The sequence below is a fragment of the Bacillus sp. WC2503 genome (assembly GCF_052682895.1).
Genome location: NZ_JBQYMD010000001.1, coordinates 2,350,627 through 2,369,537, shown reverse-complemented (window position 1 = coordinate 2,369,537; position 18,911 = coordinate 2,350,627). Strand labels below are relative to the sequence as shown.

Sequence of the window (18,911 nt, the reverse complement as noted above, 5' to 3'; positions counted from 1 at the left end):
ATATTTAGATAATAGGAGGTGTCGAATTTTGAGTGAAATTGAATTAAAAAGTAATGTAATTAAGACAGGAAGAGAGAGGAGTATGATTCTTCGGTTTATACTCGCTAGTCTCGTTGGGGTGTTTATGTTTTTCGTACCTGTTACGATAAATGGAGCTTCTTCTATTATGATTGATCATATCGTATCGTGGATCCGTACTTCAGTTCCGGGCGTAGTACCTTATTATGCATTGTTTGTTATGGTGATTGGTGCGATTTATCCATTTTATACGAAGAAATGGAATGCATCTATCGTAGACATTTGTTTTTCTATTTTAAAAGTAGTTGGTGTTGTTTTTGGCGTATTATATTGTTTTAAAGTGGGACCAGCTTGGTTTTTTGCACCAGATGTTGGGCCGTTTTTGTATGAGAAACTAGTTATATCGGTAAGTTTACTCGTTCCGATTGGTTCGGCGTTTTTAGCGTTATTAGTCGGATATGGGTTGCTTGAATTTGTCGGTACATTTTGCCGTCCGATTATGAGACCTTTATGGAATACGCCGGGACGATCGGCAATTGATGCGGTTGCTTCCTTCGTTGGAAGTTATTCACTAGCCTTATTAATTACGAACCGCGTATATAAAGAAGGAAAGTATACGACAAAAGAAGCAGCCATTATCGCTACAGGATTTTCTACAGTATCCGCAACATTTATGATCATCATCGCAAAAACATTAGACATTATGCATTTATGGAATGTTTATTTTTGGACTACACTTGTAGTAACATTCATCGTGACTGCTATCACCGTAAGAATCCCACCTCTTAGTAGAAAGCCCGATACATATATTACGAAAGAAGGGTTCCCAGAGCCCGTTTATAAGGAAAAAATGTTAGAACGTGCTTGGGAAGATGCATTAGAAGTATCAAGATCTGCACCGAGCATTATGAAAAATATTGCAGTGAACTTAAAAGACGGTTTTATTATGACGATGGGAATTTTACCATCTATTATGTCAGTAGGGTTAATTGGTATCGTCTTAGCGAAGTTCACGCCAATATTTGATTGGATCAGTTATATTTTTTATCCATTTACATGGGTTTTACAATTACCAGAAGCAGACTTAGCTGCTAAAGCGGTATCAGTTGGTATTGCAGAAATGTTTTTACCATCATTATTAGTTGTAAGTGCGCCGCTCGTGACAAAGTTTGTCATTGCGGTTATTTCGGTATCATCTATTTTGTTTTTCTCCGCTTCAATCCCTTGTATATTATCGACAGATATTCCGTTAAAAGTATCTGAACTTATTATTTTGTACGTGCAGAGAACGATATTAACGTTGCTTATTATTACGCCGATTGCTTATTTGGTGCTTTAATAGGAAACCCTCGCTTTCTATGTGAGCGAGGATTTTTGTTGTTAAAATCATTATATATAAATTTTGAGATATTTATTCATATGTTATAGTAACAAAAGAAGGGGGCTTACAAATGGAAATCATTCACGAAAGAGCGAAGTTACGGTTAATGGATAGTGGTGATGTCGAAACTTTGTTTTCGATTGTAGAAGGAAATAGGCAAATTTGGGCGTATTTAATCTCTAAAATGGAAACTGTTCAAGATATGCAGCAATATGTTCAAAAAGCGATAAAGAGTTATGGAAAGGGTACACAAATCCCTTGCGCTGTAGTGGATCAACAGACGAACAAGATTGTAGGGAGTACACGTTTATATAATATTTCAGTAGAAGATAAAACAGTGGAGTTAGGGCAGACGTGGTACCATCCAATTGTGCAACGTACGAGTATAAATACAGAATGTAAGTATATGCTTCTCCAGTATGCTTTTGAAAAACTGCATATGCTACGAGTGCAAATTAAGACGGATGTAAGAAATGAAAAAGCACAACGAGCAATTGAAAGGTTAGGCGCGGTAAAAGAAGGTGTGCTAAGAAATGAAAGAAGATTGCCGAGCGGTCATGTGAGAGATGCAGTTGTGTACAGTATTATTGCGAGTGAATGGTCAGGCGTGAAAGGAGAATTGTTAGAAAAATTAGAGTTATACAAAGAAAAGCTATAATTCGTATTTTGTAAGGTATATGATCGTAATTTGCGAATAATATACCTTTTTTTCTTACAAAACACTAACTTATTTAATTTACTTTTGTTTCATCATTCCCTTCTGAGAAAAAATTCGTTACAATGTAGTTGTATGGTAATAAACTAATGAATTAAAATTGTAATGAAAACCGCAAATGAAAAATGAATTGATAATCCTCAATTTTAAATGAAAACCCTTTTATATATAATAAGTAAAATACCTTCTTTTAAACAAACTCAAACAAAACGATTTGATATAAATGTTTTTTTATAGAAGTATGGATGATGTACGGAGGCAATTACAAATGAAAGAAAATAAGAAGAGTAAAAAAAGACGAATCTTTCAAGTGTTTTTATTAATGATTTGTTCTGCTATTTTGTATGTGAGCTATGCAGCTTACGATATTTGGAGTTATCGCTTTAAAACGGATGATGATGTGAAGACAGATGCTGGTATCGTGCTAGGAGCAGCTTCATGGAACGGAAAACCATCTCCTGTATTTAAGGAAAGAATTAATCACGCGATTTCTCTATATAAAAACGGAAACATTAAGAAAATTATTTTTACAGGTGGTACAAAGTTTGAAGCAGAGCTTGAGGAAGCTCGCACTGCTAGAGTATATGCATTGAAACAAGGTGTAAAAGAGGAGGATATTTTAATAGAAACAAAATCCCTTTTCACTGAAGAAAATTTAAAGAATGCGAAGGAAGTTGGAATAGAGAACGGAATACACTCATACACGATTGTAAGTGATCCGCTTCATATGAAACGCGCAATGAGAATCGCAAAACATATTAACATTGAGGCATATGCTTCACCGACTCCAACATCAGCATATAAAACGTTAGATACAGAAATTCCATTCTTTTTTAAAGAATTATTCTCGTATATCGGATATGTAACCTCTTTGCCGCTAAAGGCATTGAAGGGGGATTAATATAAGAAAAGGACCTGTTTTTCTATAGGGATTTTTCTTATAATCCAAAAACATTGTATTTTTATCGGAATAGTGAAACAATAGAGAGGTAGCTTCATATAATCATAATGACAAAATGAACGGTTTATGAATCGAGCATTTACGGGCAGCCCGACTCCCACTGAACTTCTTTGCTCCACCTGAATTTTGAGGTGGGAGTTTTACTGCCCGCAAATAGCGGGATAAAGGAGATTATAGTATGGCACTCTCATTTGTTGAAACAGAAGAACAATCTTTCATTATTGAACAAATAAATAAATTGATTCCGAAGTTCATGGAAAGGGAGCATCAATTAAGTGAATTAGGATCATTTCCGTATGAAAATATTAATAATTTAAAAGATATCGGATATACGAAAATAACGTTACCGAAGGAATTTGGTGGTAGTGCGATTTCTTTATATGACTTCGTTTTATTTCAAGGGAAAATTGCAGAAGGCTGTGGAGCTACTGCATTATCGATTGGATGGCATATCGGTATTGTAAAAGAGCTAGCTGAAAATCGCTCTTGGAATGATGGAATGTTCAAATGGTTTTGCGAAGAAGTGCGTAATGGTGCACTCTTTAATCGGGCAGCAACAGAACCGAAAACAGGAAGTCCGACGCGTGGTGGTAAACCAGAAACAATCGCGGTGCAACAAGGCGAGAAGTGGATTATAAATGGAAGGAAAACTTTTACAACGATGGCACCAGTACTTGATTATTTTATTATTTCAGCAAGTATGGAAGGCCGAGAAGAAGTTGGTGAGTTTGTCATTCCAAGAAATACGCTCGGTGTATCAATTGAAGAAACATGGGATAGCGTTGCGATGCGAGGAACTGCTAGCCACGACCTTGTCTTACAAAATGTGGAGATAGAAAACCGCTTCTTTACGAATGTATTGGGCGGGAAAGTGAAACAAAAGGGTATTGGCTGGTTGCTACATATACCAGCATGTTATTTAGGAATCGCACAATCAGCAAGAAATTATGCAGTTCAGTTTGCGGAATCATACAAGCCAAATAGTTTAAACCATTCTATTAGTTTATTACCGAGTGTTAGAAGATTAGTTGGAGAAATAGAGCTTGAGCTTATGCAAGCTCGCGTCTTTTTATATCAAATTGCGAAAAAGTACGATGAGGCAGAAGATAAACTATCACTACAAGCAGAACTAGCGGCAGTGAAATACGCAGTAACAAATGCGGCGATATCTATAGTAGATAAAGCAATGCGTATCGTAGGGGCAAAAAGTTTATCAGAAAAAAATCCACTTCATCGTTATTACTTAAATGTCAGAGCGGGTTTACACAATCCGCCGATGGATGATGCAACATTGTCTATACTGGCGGATGTAGCATTTCGGTCGTGATGTTTTAGGAATAGAGCTTATGAATTTAAATGTTATTGTTTATGGACAATATAGTTGTTTTGAAAGCACGTGTTTGATTAGTAATCGAACACGTGCTTTTTATTTGTTTGCCATCCTAGTTTGAAATGTAGTGTTTTCATATAAATGATTATCATGATTTGATGAATGTTCCTAGATGAAAAATATTTATTGTAATGCCAGTTTGGATGTAAACGGTGATAAGGTGTTTTTTGTTGGGAAGGAATTTGTAACTTTTAATAGAATAATTTATGAAGATGATTAGATAATAAATGTTTACACATAAGGAGATAAAACTATGGAAAAGAACAAATTACTAAGAATGGACAATGTCAGTATCGTTGTAGAATCTCTTGATGACGCAATCTCTTTCTTCGAGGAGATTGGCTTGAAACTCGAAGGGCGAGCTACTGTCGAAGGTGAATGGGCTGGTCGCGTAACCGGACTGGGCTCCCAGTGCGTAGAGATTGCTATGATGGTTACGCCAGATGGCCACAGCCGAATTGAACTTTCGCGATTTCTCACCCCACCTACTATATCAGATCACCGGACTGCTCCTGTAAACGCCCTCGGTTATTTACGCGTCATGTTCACTGTTGAAGACATTGACGAAATGGTATACAGACTCACGACTAAGTGTGGTGCTCAGCTCGTTGGCGAAGTGGTTCAGTACGAGGACTCGTATCGACTCTGTTACATTCGTGGAACCGAAGGGCTTCTAATCGGTTTGGCGGAACAACTCGGTAACAAATAAGAAAGTGACGTTTTATAAAAAAACTTTACTGAAATATATTACTGAAGTGAAAATTGAAACAGAATAGTAGTGTGAAAGTAACTTTAAGAAGTAGGGTACGTCATATAACATAACATGCAAGCGAAAGGACTCTCCGAACCACTTGGTTGCCGGGGAAGAAGCAGGGAAGAGATTCAGGTAACATCTCTGTGAAAACGTTATATGCTAATTCCTCTCAATTTGAAGAAATTTATTATTCAATAAAAGGGCTCTTCTCCAGAGCGACAAAAAAGCCAATTTCCTTAATTTTAATATTGAGAAATTTGGCTTTTAATTTTGGAATTTCTTTAACGTTGTAAATTCGTATTTTCCTGAGCTACCCTATGCTCATCAAACTAAGAAGAGCAACTACTCCAAAGCGAGAAAATTGACATCTCCAGATGAGGATGTACAATTTTTTGTTTTGAGGATGCTCCAAAATATTAGCTTGATAGCAATGGGCAGCATCCCTTGAATAGCTTCGAAGAACTCAATTCTAAAAAATACATCTGAACGAGAGATAATGGAATGTTCTTTTGTAAGATGTATATCTTTTTCTCTTTTTAGTAGTATTGTTCATGAAAAATAGCACATTACAAATAAGTGTTATCAATTGAAAAAATCTTTCTTTTCATTCTTCTTTTTATAGTTTTATAGGAGAAAGCTAGGCTTCTTATTTTTACTAATGTATAATAAGAAAAAAGCACGAAAAGAGGTTATCTCATGCTAGAGGTTATTGCAACATGTTTAGAAGATGTGAAACGAATTGAAAGCGCGGGTGGGAAGCGGATTGAATTAATTTCATCTTATACAGAAGGTGGATTAACGCCGAGTTATGCATTTATTAAAAAAGCGGTAGAAGCAGTAAATATACCGATTCACGTTATGATTCGTCCGCATGCGAAGTCTTTTACATATACGGAAGAAGAAATTGAAATGATGAAAGAAGACATTAGCGTTGCGCAGAAGTTAGGTGCAGCAGGCGTTGTATTAGGCGTATTAAACGAACAAAAAGAAGTTGATAAAGAGAAGCTAGCAGATTTGTTATCTGTTGTAGATGGAATAAATGTAACGTATCACCGTGCGATAGATGATATAGAAAACCTAGTAGAAGCGATGAGAACTTTAAAGGAATTCCATAAAGTGACTCACGTGTTAACTTCAGGTGGACAAGGAAATATAGTAGATAATATTCCAGTGCTTAAAGATATGCAAAAGGTAAGCGATGGTCAAATTCAACTTGTAGCTGGAAGTGGTGTAACGAAAGAAAATATAAAGCAGTTATTAGATGAAACTGGAATTTCGCAAGCTCATGTCGGTACAGCGGTAAGAGAAGGTAAATCATGTTTTTCTGAAATTGATCGAAGTTTAGTGCGAGAATTAGTTGAAATAATAAAATAAGTGCATAAGAAAGAGGAGAAACGATGAAGGAAAATACGAAGAAAGAATTATTCTCTTGGGTTAAAACAATAGGGTTTACCCTTGTACTAATTGTAATTATTCGCGGTGTTTTATTTACACCTTCTTTAGTGCAAGGTGAATCGATGATGCCAACGTTAGAAAATAATGAGCGCGTTCTCGTGAATAAGATTGGTTATAGTATAAGTGGATTAGATCGCTTCGATGTTATCGTCTTCCACGGAAAAGAAGGGTACGACTTAGTAAAACGAGTAATTGGTTTACCAGGTGATACAGTTGAGTATAAAAACGATGTTTTATACGTAAACGGAAAAGCGATGGAAGAACCGTATTTAAAAGAGTTTAAAGAAAAAGCAGCTGGCCGTGTATTAACTCCAGACTTTACATTAGAACAAATCACAGGGAAAACGAAAGTGCCAGAAGGCCAAGTATTTGTTTTAGGAGATAATCGTGAAGTTTCTAAGGACGGTCGCATGTTTGGCTTTATTTCAGAAGATGAAATTGTTGGAAAAGGACAAGCTGTTTTCTGGCCATTGAAACAAGTAAGAGCGTTATAAAGCAAGTATGGGAGAAATGTTCTTCTTGTGGATTTAAATCACATTTTTTGTAAAACTGAATGTTCATTTAAGAAAGACAGAGGTCATTTTGATTATTATTTTTCAAAATGACCTCTGTTTATTTGAAAATAGTGTTGCAAGGAGGGAATTTAAATGATAACGAAAGAAGCAAAAGTTATCTTAAACAGGAAAGGAGCCAGGAAAGTAAACGAAATTCCTAAAGAGGTCTTACAATTACTACAGCAAGGGAAAGTAGAAAGTGTTAATCTAACAGAATGGCTAGCTATAAATCATATTGAACTACTCAAAAATGTCTTACCTTCAATAGGACTCAAGAATAGTTTGGAAAGCATAGTAGCTGAATTAGAAAAACAGAACGTGGAAACAGGAATGAAAGTCATACGAATAACAGGAACTTTATTGGATGAAATTATACTCAAAGAGAATGAAGGAAACAAGGAAGATGTATTGTTAAAATTATCTAATCATATTTCAGATAGTGTACGATGTTGGGCAGCGTTTATGAATAAAAAATCAAATAACACATTAAAAGATACATTAACGTACATTCGACCTTTTGCAGCGGATCATCATTTTGGTGTTCGAGAAATTGCTTGGATGTCTATTAGAGAAGATCTTTCACAGAATATAGAAAAAAGTGTGGAGTTGTTAGTAGAATGGGCAAAAAGTGAAGATGAGAATATTCGTAGGTTCTCTGTAGAATCTATTCGTCCTCGAGGTGTATGGAGTAAACATATTGAAATATTAAAACAAGAACCTGAAAAAGCACTTCCTATTCTTAATTTACTTAAATCAGATCCATCAAAATATGTCCAAGATTCGGTTGGAAACTGGTTAAATGATACAAGTAAAACGAAACCGGATTGGGTAATGAACCTGTGTGAAGAATGGGAAAAGGATACTGATATAAAATCAACTAGTAGAATTATTAAAAAAGCTAAAAGAACGATTTTGAAAAATAAGTAATATGTACCTAATAGACTTGTTAGTTGAACGAAGGAACAATCAATCAATCAAGTTAAAAAAGAATACTGTGAATAACAATGAGAAGAGCATGTTTTGATCAAAAATTGATTCAAACATGCTCTTTATATTTTCTTTTATAGCAGTGTTATTAATGAAAAGTGATCAAATTTTATTTCAAATCTAAACTTCCGTACTTTTTTATTGTAACTTTTATTCTAATAGTTCGTTCTTCAAGTGTTAAAGTTTTGTCAATCATTCAAGAGCCTTTTATTTTATATAAATCACTTATTATTTGTGTTTTTTTAATAGCGGACAAAATATATCGGATTATGTACGTGAAAAAAATATTGATAGAATTGAAAGAATATTTTATAATTTTAAATTATATCTTTGTTTCGAAAAATGGAATTAAAGTTCCGAAATTCGGAACAAAAAGGAGATAGGATGAGTATAAATAAAACGGCAGTGAAGACAATGGATATTTTAGAGTTATTTTATGAGCATGAAGAGTTAAGTTTAACAGAGATGGTTCAGCTTACAAATATGCCAAAAACATCTGTTTATCGTTTAATCGGTTCGCTAGAAGAAATGGAGCTTTTACAAAAAAATGAGAAGGGGAAATATTGTCTTGGAGTCGTTTTTTTAAGGTTTGGGCAACTTGTTTCACAAAGATTATCAGTAAGAAATATTGCGATTCCATATATGAAAGAGCTTAGAGATAGTTTAGGGCAGGCAGTTAATTTAATTATTCAAGATGGTAATGATGCAATTTACGTTGAAAAGATGGAAGGAGTTCAGCCGGTACGTGTTTATACAGCGGTTGGAAGAAGAGCACCTCTTTATGCGGGGGCATGTCCGAGAATTTTACTATCTTATTTTTCTGAGGAAGAGAAAAGGAAGTACATAGAGGAAACCGATTTAAAACAGTTTGCGGATGGAACAATTGTGAATAAGGAACATTTGCTAGAAGTATTACAACTAGCGAAAAAGGAAGGTTACACAATTAGTTATTCTGAATTAGAAAATCATACAGCAGCTATAGCAGCTCCGATTTTTGCGAATGATGGAACGGTTGTAGCAGGTATTAGTGTTTCAGGTTTAGCAATTGAGTATGGCGAAAGTAACATTTCATATTTTACTGCGAAAGTGAAAGAAACAGCATACCGCATTTCGAAAGAACTCGGCTTTTTGGCATAGAAAGAGGGAATGGGATGAAATTTTCTGCGTTAGGGGATCAAGCAATTATTGTTACGTTTGGTGAAGAAATTAGGATGGATATATACGGAAAAGTGCAGCGATTATTTCAAGCGTTGAAACAACATCCATTTACAGGAATGGTTGAATGTGTGCCATCGTTTACTTCATTAGCAATTTACTATAATTTGTACGAAGTATGGATGCAAAATGAGAGAGGTGAAAGGTCATATGATTACGTTTGCCAATATATACAGGAGCTGTGTGATTCATATAAAGAAGAAGTGAACCAGAAAGTGAAACATATTTCTATACCAGTTTGCTACGGAGGCGAATATGGGCCGGATTTAGAAGAGGTCGCACATTATCAAGGTTTGCAAGTAGAGGATGTTATTCGTATACATAGCGAAACAACATATTTTGTGTATATGTTAGGTTTCACACCAGGATTCCCATATTTAGGGGGACTATCAAAACAATTAGAAACACCTAGAAAAGAAACACCACGGTTACAAATTGCTCCTGGTTCGGTAGGGATTGGTGGAAAGCAAACAGGTATTTATCCGCTTGAAACACCGGGTGGATGGAATATTATCGGCCGAACACCGATTTCATTATTTAATCCAAGAGAAGAATCACCTACCTATATTCAAAGTGGTATGTATTTACGTTTTATCCCGGTAACAAAGGAAGAATACTTATCGCTAGAGGGGGCTAAAGAATGGATGTAGAGGTTTTACATGCGGGGATGCTTACAACAGTCCAAGATTTAGGACGATTTCATTATCAACAGTATGGTGTACCAGTTGGCGGTGCGATGGATAAAAATGCACTTAGGCTAATCAATATGTTAGTCGGTAATGAAGAAAATGAAGCAGGTTTAGAAATGACGATAATGGGACCTAAATTGTTACTAAAGAAAACGACTTTGCTCGCGATTGGCGGAGCGGATTTGGAACCGTTATTGAATGGAGAACGAATTCCGTTATGGCGTCCTATTTTAGCAGAAGAAGGCAGCATGCTTTGTTTTGGAAAAGCGAAACGTGGGTGCAGAGCATATGTAACATTTGCTGGTGGTATTCATATTGATCATACAATGGGAAGTAAAAGTACATATATGCGAGCTGCTATTGGCGGGATTGAAGGAAGGATGCTCAAAAAGGGTGACTATTTTCAAATTGGTACGCACGCAGAAATGGCGAGTCGTTTCATTCAGAACTTACAAAAGGAAGAGCGAATAAAAACAAAATGGGCAATTCGAAATAACGTCTTACCAAAATATAAGAAGCATCCTACGCTTCGCGTCATAACAGATTTTGAATATAATCAGTTTACAGAAAAAAGTAAAGAGTCATTTTTTATGAAAGAGTATAAAGTGTCCAATTATGCTGATCGCATGGGATATAGGTTTGATGGGGAAGTTTTAAATAGAGAAATAGAACAAGAAATTCTATCAAGTCCTGTTACATTTGGAACCATTCAAGTTCCAAATGGTGGGCAGCCTATTATATTAATGGCAGATAGGCAAACGACAGGTGGCTATCCGAGAATCGGAAATGTCATTTCAGTCGATTTACCTCTGCTTGCCCAGCTGAAACCAGGGGACTATGTAACTTTTGAAAAAGTTTCTATAGAAGAAGCGGAGCGATTGTACATAGAGCAGGAAGAAAATGTGAAACTATTAAAGAAGTTCATCGCTTTACGAAGCTGAGAGTAGGAGGGAAATATCGTGACGACAATCGATTTGAATTGTGATTTAGGAGAAAGTTTTGGAGCTTATAAAATGGGGAATGATGATGAGATTCTTCCGTTCGTTTCCTCTATAAATGTTGCTTGTGGTTTTCATGCGGGTGATCCGTTCGTTATGCGTCAAACAGTTGAAAAAGCTTTGAAACATAACGTAGCAATAGGGGCGCATCCTGGATTTCCTGATTTAATTGGATTTGGAAGAAGAAACATGAATGTTTCAGCAAGTGAAGTATATGATTACGTTTTATATCAAATTGGTGCATTAGACGGGTTTGTGAAAGCGGCAGGGGCGAAGATGCATCATGTGAAACCGCACGGTGCCCTATATAATATGGCGGCAACTGACCCAGTAATTGCAGATGCAATCGTAAAGGCAATTTCTCATATGAACCCGGATCTATTACTTTACGGATTAGCAAATAGCGAGGCGTTTATACAAGCTGCAGAAAAATATAAAGTAACATTCATGCAAGAAGTTTTTGCTGATCGTACGTATAAGCAAGATGGGACATTAACAAGTCGTACAGAAAAAAATGCACTTATAACAGATGAAGGCGAAGCGATAAAACAAGTGCTTCAAATGGTAAAAGAAGGATATGTAGAAACGGTGAATGGAGAGAAAGTAACAGTTCAGGCGCAAACAATTTGTTTGCATGGCGATGGAGAGAAAGCGGTACAATTTGCGGAGAGAATATACAGAACATTCGAACTTAATGGTGTTTCTATATGTGCACCGAAATAAAAAATGAGAGGAAGTGCTGGAAATGATTAAATTAATTGGGATACTACTTGTTGCAGTTGGCTTTCTATTTAGGTTAAATACACTATTAGTAGTAATGGTTGCAGGAATTGTTACTGGTATGGTTTCAGGATTAAGTTTTTATGACGTCATCAGCATGTTCGGTAAATTTTTTATAGAAAATAGATATATGTCTATGCCTATTATACTAACTTTACCTGTAATCGGAATTTTAGAGCGTTATGGTTTAAAAGAAAGAGCAGAAGCACTTATAACGAAATCAAAAGGGGCAACAACTGGAAGAGTATTAATGTCATATTTTACAATAAGAGAATCATCAGCGGCACTAGGGCTGAATATTGGTGGTCATGCGCAAACAGTAAGACCGCTCGTTGCACCAATGGCAGAAGGAGCGGCACAAGGTAAATACGGTAAACTTCCGGAAAAATTAAGAGAAAAGATTAAAGCAAACGCAGCTGCTGCAGAAAATACAGCTTGGTTTTTCGGAGAAGATATTTTTATCGCAACTGGTGCGATTTTATTAATGAAAGGATTCTTCGATTCAGTAGGTATGCATGTCGGAGTATGGGATATGGCGCTTTGGGGTATTCCAACAGCAATATCCGCACTAATCGTAAGTTGGATTAGATTCAGAAGGTTTGATAAATATATAGCGAAAACAATGAAGGCAGAAGGAAAACAAGAGAAGGAGGCTATATAAGATGAACATCATAACTATGGATACAATTTATTATGTATTAGGTATAATCGTTGCCTTTATCGCTGTGCGTATCGCATTCGATCGTGAACATCCAAACCGATTCGGTTCTAGCTTATTTTGGGCATTATTCGCAGTTACATTTTTATTCGGAAATGTAATACCTTCGTTTTACGTTGGGTGTATCGTGCTCGCTATGGTCGTGTTAGCTTCATTGAATAAAGTAACAAAATCCGAGGAGAAAGAAGTACCTGTACAAGAACGTGTGAAACATGCTGAGAAATTAAAAAATAAAATTTTCATGCCTGCACTTTTAATTCCTATTTTTACAATTATCGGTACGTTAACGTTAGGGAAAATCAAATGGGGAAATGTATCCCTTGTAGATCCAGATAAAGTAACGTTAGTTGCATTAGCGTTAGGAGCATTACTCGCATTCGTTGCGGCGATGCGTATTACAAAATCGAAAATAACGACGCCTGTTCAAGAAGGAAGTAGATTATTACAAGCTGTTGGTTGGGCAGTTATTTTACCACAAATGTTAGCAGCACTTGGCGGCATTTTTGCGAAGTCTGGTGTTGGACAAGTCGTTTCTGATTTAGTTGGAAAAGTGTTACCGACAGAATATCCATTCGTTGCTGTTATGGCGTACTGTTTAGGAATGATGCTTTTCACAGTTGTAATGGGGAATGCATTCGCAGCGTTTGCAGTAATCACTGGCGGAATCGGATTACCTTTAATTGTTCAAATGCACGGCGGGAATCCAGCGATTATGGCCGCACTCGGCATGTTTGCTGGATATTGCGGAACACTGCTTACGCCAATGGCAGCAAACTTTAATATCGTTCCAGCAATGCTTTTAGAGTTAAAAGATAAAAATGCTGTTATTAAAGCGCAAGTACCCATCGCGCTTTCAATCTTTATCATAAATATGTTTATTATGTACGGCTTAGTATATCGTTTCTAATTAGGAGGGAAAACGATGAAAACAGTATTATTAACAGGGTTCGATCCGTTCGGCGGAGAAAGTATCAATCCAGCTTGGGAAGTCGCAAAAAGCTTACATGAAAAAACAATCGGAGAGTACAAGATTATAAGTAAACAAGTTCCAACTGTATTTCATAAATCAATAAAAGTTTTAAAAGAATATATAGAAGAACTGTCGCCGGAAATGATTATATGTATCGGACAAGCTGGGGGTAGACCAGATATTACGATAGAGCGTGTCGCAATTAATATTGATGATGCAAGAATTGCTGACAATGAAGGGAATCAGCCGGTGGATGTACCGGTTGTTGAGGAAGGACCTGCTGCCTATTGGTCCACGCTCCCAATGAAAGCAATCGTAAAAAAACTTCGCGAAGAAGGCATACCGTCATCTGTTTCACAAACGGCAGGTACATTCGTTTGTAATCACTTATTCTATGGACTTATGTATGAACTAGAAAAACATGATATGAAAATAAAAGGCGGATTCATTCACATTCCGTTCTTACCAGAACAAGCGAGTAGCTACCCAGGGCAACCGAGTATGTCACTTTCTACTATTAGTAAAGGGGTAGAGTTGGCAATCGAAGTAACGACGGAAGTAGAGGTAGATATTGTAGAAATTGGGGGCGCGACGCATTAAGTAAAGTGAAATGTACAACACCTCCTGTAAACAACTGGTATAATAAGTATAGGAATATACATAGAGGTGATTTTTGTGCAATTTGAAGAAGTTCGTTCAATTTTAGAAAAAGCGAAGAAAATTACTGTGTTAACAGGCGCAGGAGCCAGTACAGAAAGTGGCATCCCAGATTTCCGTTCAGCAAATGGGTTGTATGCTGATGTGAATGTGGAGATGTACTTATCGAGAGGGTACTATAACAGAAGTCCGAAAGAGTTTTGGAAGCATTATAAAGAAATATTTCAAATTAATACGTTTCATCAATATAAAGCTAATCGTGGACATCGCTTTTTAGCTGAGCTAGAAGAACAAGGAAAAGATATAACAATTTTAACGCAAAATATCGACGGTTTACATCAATTAGGTGGTAGTAAACATGTCATTGATTTACACGGAACACTTCAAACAGCACATTGTCCGAAGTGTAAAACGGGTTATGATTTACAATATATGATTGATCATGAAGTACCGCGCTGCGAGAAGTGTAATTTCATTTTAAATCCAGATGTTGTTTTATACGGAGATACACTGCCGCAATATCAAAATGCGATTACACGTTTATATGAAACAGATGTGTTTCTCGTTATGGGAACGTCATTAAAAGTACAGCCTGTCGCATCTTTCCCGGAAATTGCAAAGAGGGAAATTGGAGCAACAACCATTTTAGTAAATGAAGAGTTAACAGGGCAGGAATATAACTTTGATTTTGTTTTTCGACAAAAGATTGGTGAATTTGTTGAAGGGTTATCTTCAAATAAATAAGTTATCGTAAAAAAACTGAGGTGCAATGTATCTACCTCAGTTTTTTGTATTCATGATATTGTATTGTAAGGGGAATGGTAATAAATAGGATGTAAAATCCGAAAACTGAAAATTAAATCTTTTCTTTCTTTTGTAACTAATATAAAATTCTATATATATCATATAAATAAATTTGATACATAATGAGTTATCCCGTTATTTGCGAGCAGTAAGACTCCCATCTGAAAAATTCGGCACAGGCGAAGAAGTTAGGTGGAAGGGAAGATTACCTGCTTGTAAAAGCCCGATTGCTGTGGGCTAATAAACAGAGAACCACTCTGTTTAAAGTTTCAATTTATGCGTAGAAGTTAATAGAATGAAGCGAGGGAGCGAAATGAGACAGAACAAGGAAAAAAAGAAACAGCCGAAAAAGAAAAAGACTCATATTCCATTTCGGTTAAATGTACTATTTTTTATCGTCTTTCTTTTATTTTCAGCTATTATTATTCAACTAGGTAAAGTGCAAATCATTGATGGAGAAACGTATCGAAATGAAGTGAATAAAAAGGAAGATGTGACGGTGAGCACGCCTGTTCCTAGAGGGAAAATGTTTGATCGAGAAGGCAAAGTGATTGTAAATAACAAACCGCTACGAACCGTTACATATACGAAAATGAAAGGAGTAGACTCGAAAGAAGTTTTAAAAGTAGCGAGAGAGTTAGCAGGGCTAATTGAAATGTCGCAAGAGGATATGGATAAGTTAACAGAGACAGATAAAAAAGATTTTTGGATGCAGTTAAATGAAAAAAGGGCTGCAGAAAAAGTAACGAAAGCAGATGAGAGTAAATTTAGGAAGCAGGAAATAGAAGGGAAAGAATTAGATAAAAAAGTAGAAGAGTTGCGTCGGGAGAGAATTACACAAGAAGAATTAAAGGAGCTTTCAAAAGATGATTTAGAAGTATTAGCAATTAAAAGTAAAATGAATACGGGATATAAAATGACGCCGCAAATCGTTAAAAAAGATGTAAGTCAAAATGAATATGCAATCGTTAGTGAAAGATTAGCAAGCTTGCCGGGGGTAGATACGACAGTAGATTGGGAACGTGAATATCCAAATGATAAAATCCTTCGTTCTATACTTGGTAGCGTTTCTAATGAAAATGAGGGATTGCCAAGAGAACAATTAGAGTATTATTTAGTTCGTGATTACAACCGAAATGATCGTATTGGTAAGAGTTACATCGAAAAGCAATACGAAGATGCATTACATGGAATGAAAGAACAATCTAGAAATATTACAGATAAAGCAGGGAATATTATTCGGACTGAAAAAGTGACTGAAGGAAAAAGTGGAAATAACTTAATGTTAACGGTTGATATGGATTTGCAAAAAAAGGTAGAGGAAAGTCTTGAAAAAAATTTACGAGCGTTTCATTCTTCAGAACCGATGATGGATCGTGCTTTCGTTGTAATGATGAATCCGAAAAACGGTCAAATTTTATCAATGGCAGGAAAGAAAATTGTAAATAAAGATGGCGTGATGCAAATAGAAGACTACGCATTAGGGACGATGACAAGTTCCTATGAGTTAGGATCAACTGTGAAAGGGGCTACTTTATTATCTGGATACCAAGCAGAAGCGATTAAACCGTTTACGCATTTCTTTGATGCGCCAATGTACTTTAAAGGAAGTACTAAGCCGAAAAAATCATGGAAAGATTTTGGTGATATTGATGATTTAAGAGCTTTACAAGTTTCGTCGAACGTTTATATGTTTAATACAGCATTAAAAATGGCGGGGATTAATTATGTGCCAAACAATCCGTTAGATATTAAACAAGAGACATTTAATAAAATGCGTTACTATTTTAGACAATTTGGTTTAGGTGTATCGACTGGTATTGACTTGCCAAATGAATCAATTGGTCAAATGGGTAGAACTGATAATATACCAGGCTTTTTACTTGATTATGCAATTGGACAATATGATACATATACACCGCTACAGCTTGCTCAATATATTTCAACAATTGCAAATGGCGGTTACCGAATGAAACCACAAATTGTGCAAGAAATTAGAGAGCAGCCAAACCGCCCAGAGGATGTCGGAAAAGTTATTCGATCAATTGAACCGGTTGTTTTAAATCGAGTGGATATGGACACGTCATACATTAATCATGTAAAAGAAGGGTTTAGAAGAGTTTTTCAAGAAGCTGACGGAACAGGTACAGGAACGTTTAAAGGCTTACCGTATAAACCAGCTGGAAAAACAGGAACAGCTGAGACGGTATATGGTGGAGAAAGTGATATTGGAAGAGATGAGAACTATAACCGAAAAAAATGTTATAATTTAACTCTTGCCGGCTATGCGCCATATGATGCTGATCCGGAAGTAGCTTTTTCAGTTGTTGTACCATGGGTGAATAATGATAAATCAGGGGTTAATTCCGCGATTGGTAAAGAAATTTTGGATGCGTATTTTGACTTGAAAGCGAAAAGATCAAATGCAAATTCAGTCCCGGTAGAACAGCCGAACAAGGCCCAGTAAAAATAATATCACTGCACAGGAATATATTGTGCAGTGATATATTTTTTGAGTTATTTTATAAGGTGGGAATGGATATGAAAGAGGAGATTAAGAGAGGTTGGGGGAAGTACATACTATTTATACTTGTTATGGTAATAGCCTATCATTCTTTTACGTTATGTAAGGTAGAAGGGAAATCCATGCAGCCGACTTTAAATGAAGAAGACTACGTATTTGTAAATAAAGCAGCAGTACATTTTTCTAACATACAGCACGGGGAAATTGTCATTATTAAAGAAGAGGACGAATCGAAATATTATGTGAAAAGGGTAATAGGGCTACCTGGTGACGTAATTAACATAACGAATGGAACTGTATATGTAAATGATAAAAAACAAGTAGAGCCGTATACAAATAAAGATTTATTCAACAATACACAAGTATTTTACAATTTCCAAAAGACAAAGATTCCACCAGATAAGCTATTTGTCATGGGAGATAACCGTGAACTTAGTAGGGATAGTCGCAATGGCTTAGGATATATTGAAGAAGATAACGTGATAGGAAAAGTAGAATTTGTGTATTATCCTTTTTCAAAAATGAAAATTATAGAATAAGTGGGGAATTCATAAAGCCCCACTTATTAAAGTTTCACTTTATTTTCTTTAAAAAACCTTTTGGATTAAAAGATATGAAAAATTTATGTTTAGATTCATCGATTATGAAATTGTTATTTTTAGCTAAAAACTCTTCCACGGCTTCCATCGGGCCAGGGCCCCAATCTGGAAGGAGAGGATTTCCGTTAATACATGTATCCTCTACAATAATGTAACTACCAGTGGTTACAATAGATTTATAAAGTAAGAGTTCTTTTGATACATGTTCTTTACTATGATCAGAATCTAAAATAACTAAAATCACATCATCAGGTTTGCGCATACTTACTATTGTTTGGACGGCCTGCACAGAAACAGAAGATGCTGTTAAATACGTAATCCGATTATGTGATGGCCGATTTGGCTGCGGAGTTATATCGATAGTAAGTACGTGACCTTTTCCGATTAAATCTAACATAGAAGCTAAATACAGTGCACTACCACCATGAAAAGTCCCGCATTCAATAATTAAATCGGGCTTTAATTCATAAATGATTTCTTGATACAAAAAGAGATCAGAGGGAAGTTTGCAGATGGGAACACCGAACCAGTAGGTATCTTTTAACCAAACGTGGCTGTCGTAATACTGTTTTAAAAATTCACTGCTTGTAGTATCGATTTTAAATGCTCCTTTCTAAAAAGGATTCTTTCGTTTGACGTAAAGTATTTACGTATGAAAGTTGTACTATATATTATGTGATAAGGAATTGTAAGGCGAGTGTTTTCACTTGAAAATAAGCAAAATAACTCATGTGGAAAATCA

Annotated in this window: 19 protein-coding genes; 18 read left to right on the top strand and 1 reads right to left on the bottom strand. The window is 36.0% G+C overall.

The features are described 5' to 3' along the window. The first annotated feature begins 28 nt into the window (after positions 1-28). The 18 genes from ACUN26_RS12150 to lepB (ACUN26_RS12065) all read left to right on the top strand — a co-directional run bounded on the left by ACUN26_RS12150 (position 29) and on the right by lepB (ACUN26_RS12065) (position 18,109). The gene (locus ACUN26_RS12150; RefSeq protein WP_001289431.1) at positions 29-1,357 is read left to right on the top strand and encodes a YjiH family protein; all 1,329 of its coding nucleotides are present in this window, start codon (positions 29-31) and stop codon (positions 1,355-1,357) included. Between the two features lie 112 nt (positions 1,358-1,469). After that, positions 1,470-2,057: a GNAT family N-acetyltransferase gene (locus tag ACUN26_RS12145; RefSeq protein ID WP_000402592.1), complete on the top strand. Its 588-nt coding sequence runs from the start codon at positions 1,470-1,472 to the stop codon at positions 2,055-2,057. A gap of 325 nt (positions 2,058-2,382) precedes the next feature. After that, positions 2,383-3,015 (top strand): YdcF family protein, encoded by a 633-nt coding sequence (locus ACUN26_RS12140; protein ID WP_000662220.1) that lies wholly within the window; start codon positions 2,383-2,385, stop codon positions 3,013-3,015. A gap of 238 nt (positions 3,016-3,253) precedes the next feature. Next, the gene (locus tag ACUN26_RS12135) at positions 3,254-4,402 is read left to right on the top strand and encodes an acyl-CoA dehydrogenase family protein (protein WP_001218351.1); all 1,149 of its coding nucleotides are present in this window, start codon (positions 3,254-3,256) and stop codon (positions 4,400-4,402) included. Between the two features lie 316 nt (positions 4,403-4,718). After that, complete coding sequence (locus ACUN26_RS12130) at positions 4,719-5,174, top strand: VOC family protein (protein ID WP_000414361.1); 456 nt, start codon at positions 4,719-4,721, stop codon at positions 5,172-5,174. A gap of 741 nt (positions 5,175-5,915) precedes the next feature. Continuing rightward, positions 5,916-6,593, top strand: coding sequence for a copper homeostasis protein CutC (locus tag ACUN26_RS12125; RefSeq protein WP_000895104.1), 678 nt, complete (start codon positions 5,916-5,918; stop codon positions 6,591-6,593). A gap of 23 nt (positions 6,594-6,616) precedes the next feature. After that, entirely contained in the window at positions 6,617-7,168 is a 552-nt protein-coding gene (gene lepB, locus ACUN26_RS12120) for a signal peptidase I (RefSeq protein ID WP_000662506.1), read from the top strand. 153 nt (positions 7,169-7,321) lie between these two features. Then, positions 7,322-8,155 carry a DNA alkylation repair protein gene (locus tag ACUN26_RS12115; RefSeq protein WP_000628826.1) on the top strand — a complete coding sequence of 278 codons (834 nt, stop codon included), beginning with the start codon at positions 7,322-7,324 and terminating at the stop codon, positions 8,153-8,155. Between the two features lie 444 nt (positions 8,156-8,599). Then, positions 8,600-9,352, top strand: coding sequence for an IclR family transcriptional regulator (locus tag ACUN26_RS12110; RefSeq protein ID WP_000026373.1), 753 nt, complete (start codon positions 8,600-8,602; stop codon positions 9,350-9,352). Between the two features lie 14 nt (positions 9,353-9,366). Next, positions 9,367-10,080: a 5-oxoprolinase subunit PxpB gene (gene pxpB / locus ACUN26_RS12105; protein WP_000672291.1), complete on the top strand. Its 714-nt coding sequence runs from the start codon at positions 9,367-9,369 to the stop codon at positions 10,078-10,080. Continuing rightward, positions 10,071-11,060 carry a 5-oxoprolinase subunit C family protein gene (locus ACUN26_RS12100; protein ID WP_000382263.1) on the top strand — a complete coding sequence of 330 codons (990 nt, stop codon included), beginning with the start codon at positions 10,071-10,073 and terminating at the stop codon, positions 11,058-11,060. The genes pxpB and ACUN26_RS12100 overlap by 10 nt, the downstream gene beginning before the upstream one ends. Before the next feature lie 18 nt (positions 11,061-11,078). After that, on the top strand, positions 11,079-11,840 hold the full coding sequence (pxpA, locus tag ACUN26_RS12095) for a 5-oxoprolinase subunit PxpA (RefSeq protein ID WP_000207306.1): 762 nt from the start codon (positions 11,079-11,081) through the stop codon (positions 11,838-11,840). A gap of 22 nt (positions 11,841-11,862) precedes the next feature. After that, the gene (locus ACUN26_RS12090) at positions 11,863-12,558 is read left to right on the top strand and encodes a DUF969 domain-containing protein (protein WP_000593386.1); all 696 of its coding nucleotides are present in this window, start codon (positions 11,863-11,865) and stop codon (positions 12,556-12,558) included. Between the two features lies 1 nt (position 12,559). Further along, complete coding sequence (locus tag ACUN26_RS12085) at positions 12,560-13,522, top strand: DUF979 domain-containing protein (protein ID WP_001021657.1); 963 nt, start codon at positions 12,560-12,562, stop codon at positions 13,520-13,522. 15 nt (positions 13,523-13,537) lie between these two features. Then, positions 13,538-14,185 (top strand): pyroglutamyl-peptidase I, encoded by a 648-nt coding sequence (gene pcp / locus ACUN26_RS12080; protein ID WP_000859721.1) that lies wholly within the window; start codon positions 13,538-13,540, stop codon positions 14,183-14,185. Between the two features lie 75 nt (positions 14,186-14,260). After that, positions 14,261-14,986 carry an NAD-dependent protein deacylase gene (locus ACUN26_RS12075; protein WP_001159151.1) on the top strand — a complete coding sequence of 242 codons (726 nt, stop codon included), beginning with the start codon at positions 14,261-14,263 and terminating at the stop codon, positions 14,984-14,986. A 373-nt stretch (positions 14,987-15,359) separates the two neighbouring features. Beyond that, positions 15,360-17,513, top strand: coding sequence for a peptidoglycan D,D-transpeptidase FtsI family protein (locus ACUN26_RS12070; RefSeq protein ID WP_002093621.1), 2,154 nt, complete (start codon positions 15,360-15,362; stop codon positions 17,511-17,513). Between the two features lie 74 nt (positions 17,514-17,587). Continuing rightward, on the top strand, positions 17,588-18,109 hold the full coding sequence (lepB, locus tag ACUN26_RS12065) for a signal peptidase I (RefSeq protein ID WP_000656824.1): 522 nt from the start codon (positions 17,588-17,590) through the stop codon (positions 18,107-18,109). Between the two features lie 34 nt (positions 18,110-18,143). Here lepB (ACUN26_RS12065) and ACUN26_RS12060 read toward each other — a convergent pair whose 3' ends face one another. After that, the gene (locus tag ACUN26_RS12060) at positions 18,144-18,767 is read right to left on the bottom strand and encodes a cephalosporin hydroxylase family protein (protein WP_073990597.1); all 624 of its coding nucleotides are present in this window, start codon (positions 18,765-18,767) and stop codon (positions 18,144-18,146) included. Between the last annotated feature and the right edge of the window lie 144 nt (positions 18,768-18,911).

Coding starts and splice junctions, on each gene's coding strand:
- ACUN26_RS12125 (WP_000895104.1), top strand. CDS start 5,916: ATGCTAGAGGTTATTGCAACATGTTTAGAAGATGTGAAACGAATTGAA.
- ACUN26_RS12100 (WP_000382263.1), top strand. CDS start 10,071: ATGGATGTAGAGGTTTTACATGCGGGGATGCTTACAACAGTCCAAGAT.
- ACUN26_RS12115 (WP_000628826.1), top strand. CDS start 7,322: ATGATAACGAAAGAAGCAAAAGTTATCTTAAACAGGAAAGGAGCCAGG.
- ACUN26_RS12135 (WP_001218351.1), top strand. CDS start 3,254: ATGGCACTCTCATTTGTTGAAACAGAAGAACAATCTTTCATTATTGAA.
- lepB (WP_000656824.1), top strand. CDS start 17,588: ATGAAAGAGGAGATTAAGAGAGGTTGGGGGAAGTACATACTATTTATA.
- ACUN26_RS12090 (WP_000593386.1), top strand. CDS start 11,863: ATGATTAAATTAATTGGGATACTACTTGTTGCAGTTGGCTTTCTATTT.
- ACUN26_RS12110 (WP_000026373.1), top strand. CDS start 8,600: ATGAGTATAAATAAAACGGCAGTGAAGACAATGGATATTTTAGAGTTA.
- ACUN26_RS12145 (WP_000402592.1), top strand. CDS start 1,470: ATGGAAATCATTCACGAAAGAGCGAAGTTACGGTTAATGGATAGTGGT.
- ACUN26_RS12140 (WP_000662220.1), top strand. CDS start 2,383: ATGAAAGAAAATAAGAAGAGTAAAAAAAGACGAATCTTTCAAGTGTTT.
- lepB (WP_000662506.1), top strand. CDS start 6,617: ATGAAGGAAAATACGAAGAAAGAATTATTCTCTTGGGTTAAAACAATA.
- pxpB (WP_000672291.1), top strand. CDS start 9,367: ATGAAATTTTCTGCGTTAGGGGATCAAGCAATTATTGTTACGTTTGGT.
- ACUN26_RS12085 (WP_001021657.1), top strand. CDS start 12,560: ATGAACATCATAACTATGGATACAATTTATTATGTATTAGGTATAATC.
- ACUN26_RS12130 (WP_000414361.1), top strand. CDS start 4,719: ATGGAAAAGAACAAATTACTAAGAATGGACAATGTCAGTATCGTTGTA.
- pcp (WP_000859721.1), top strand. CDS start 13,538: ATGAAAACAGTATTATTAACAGGGTTCGATCCGTTCGGCGGAGAAAGT.
- ACUN26_RS12070 (WP_002093621.1), top strand. CDS start 15,360: ATGAGACAGAACAAGGAAAAAAAGAAACAGCCGAAAAAGAAAAAGACT.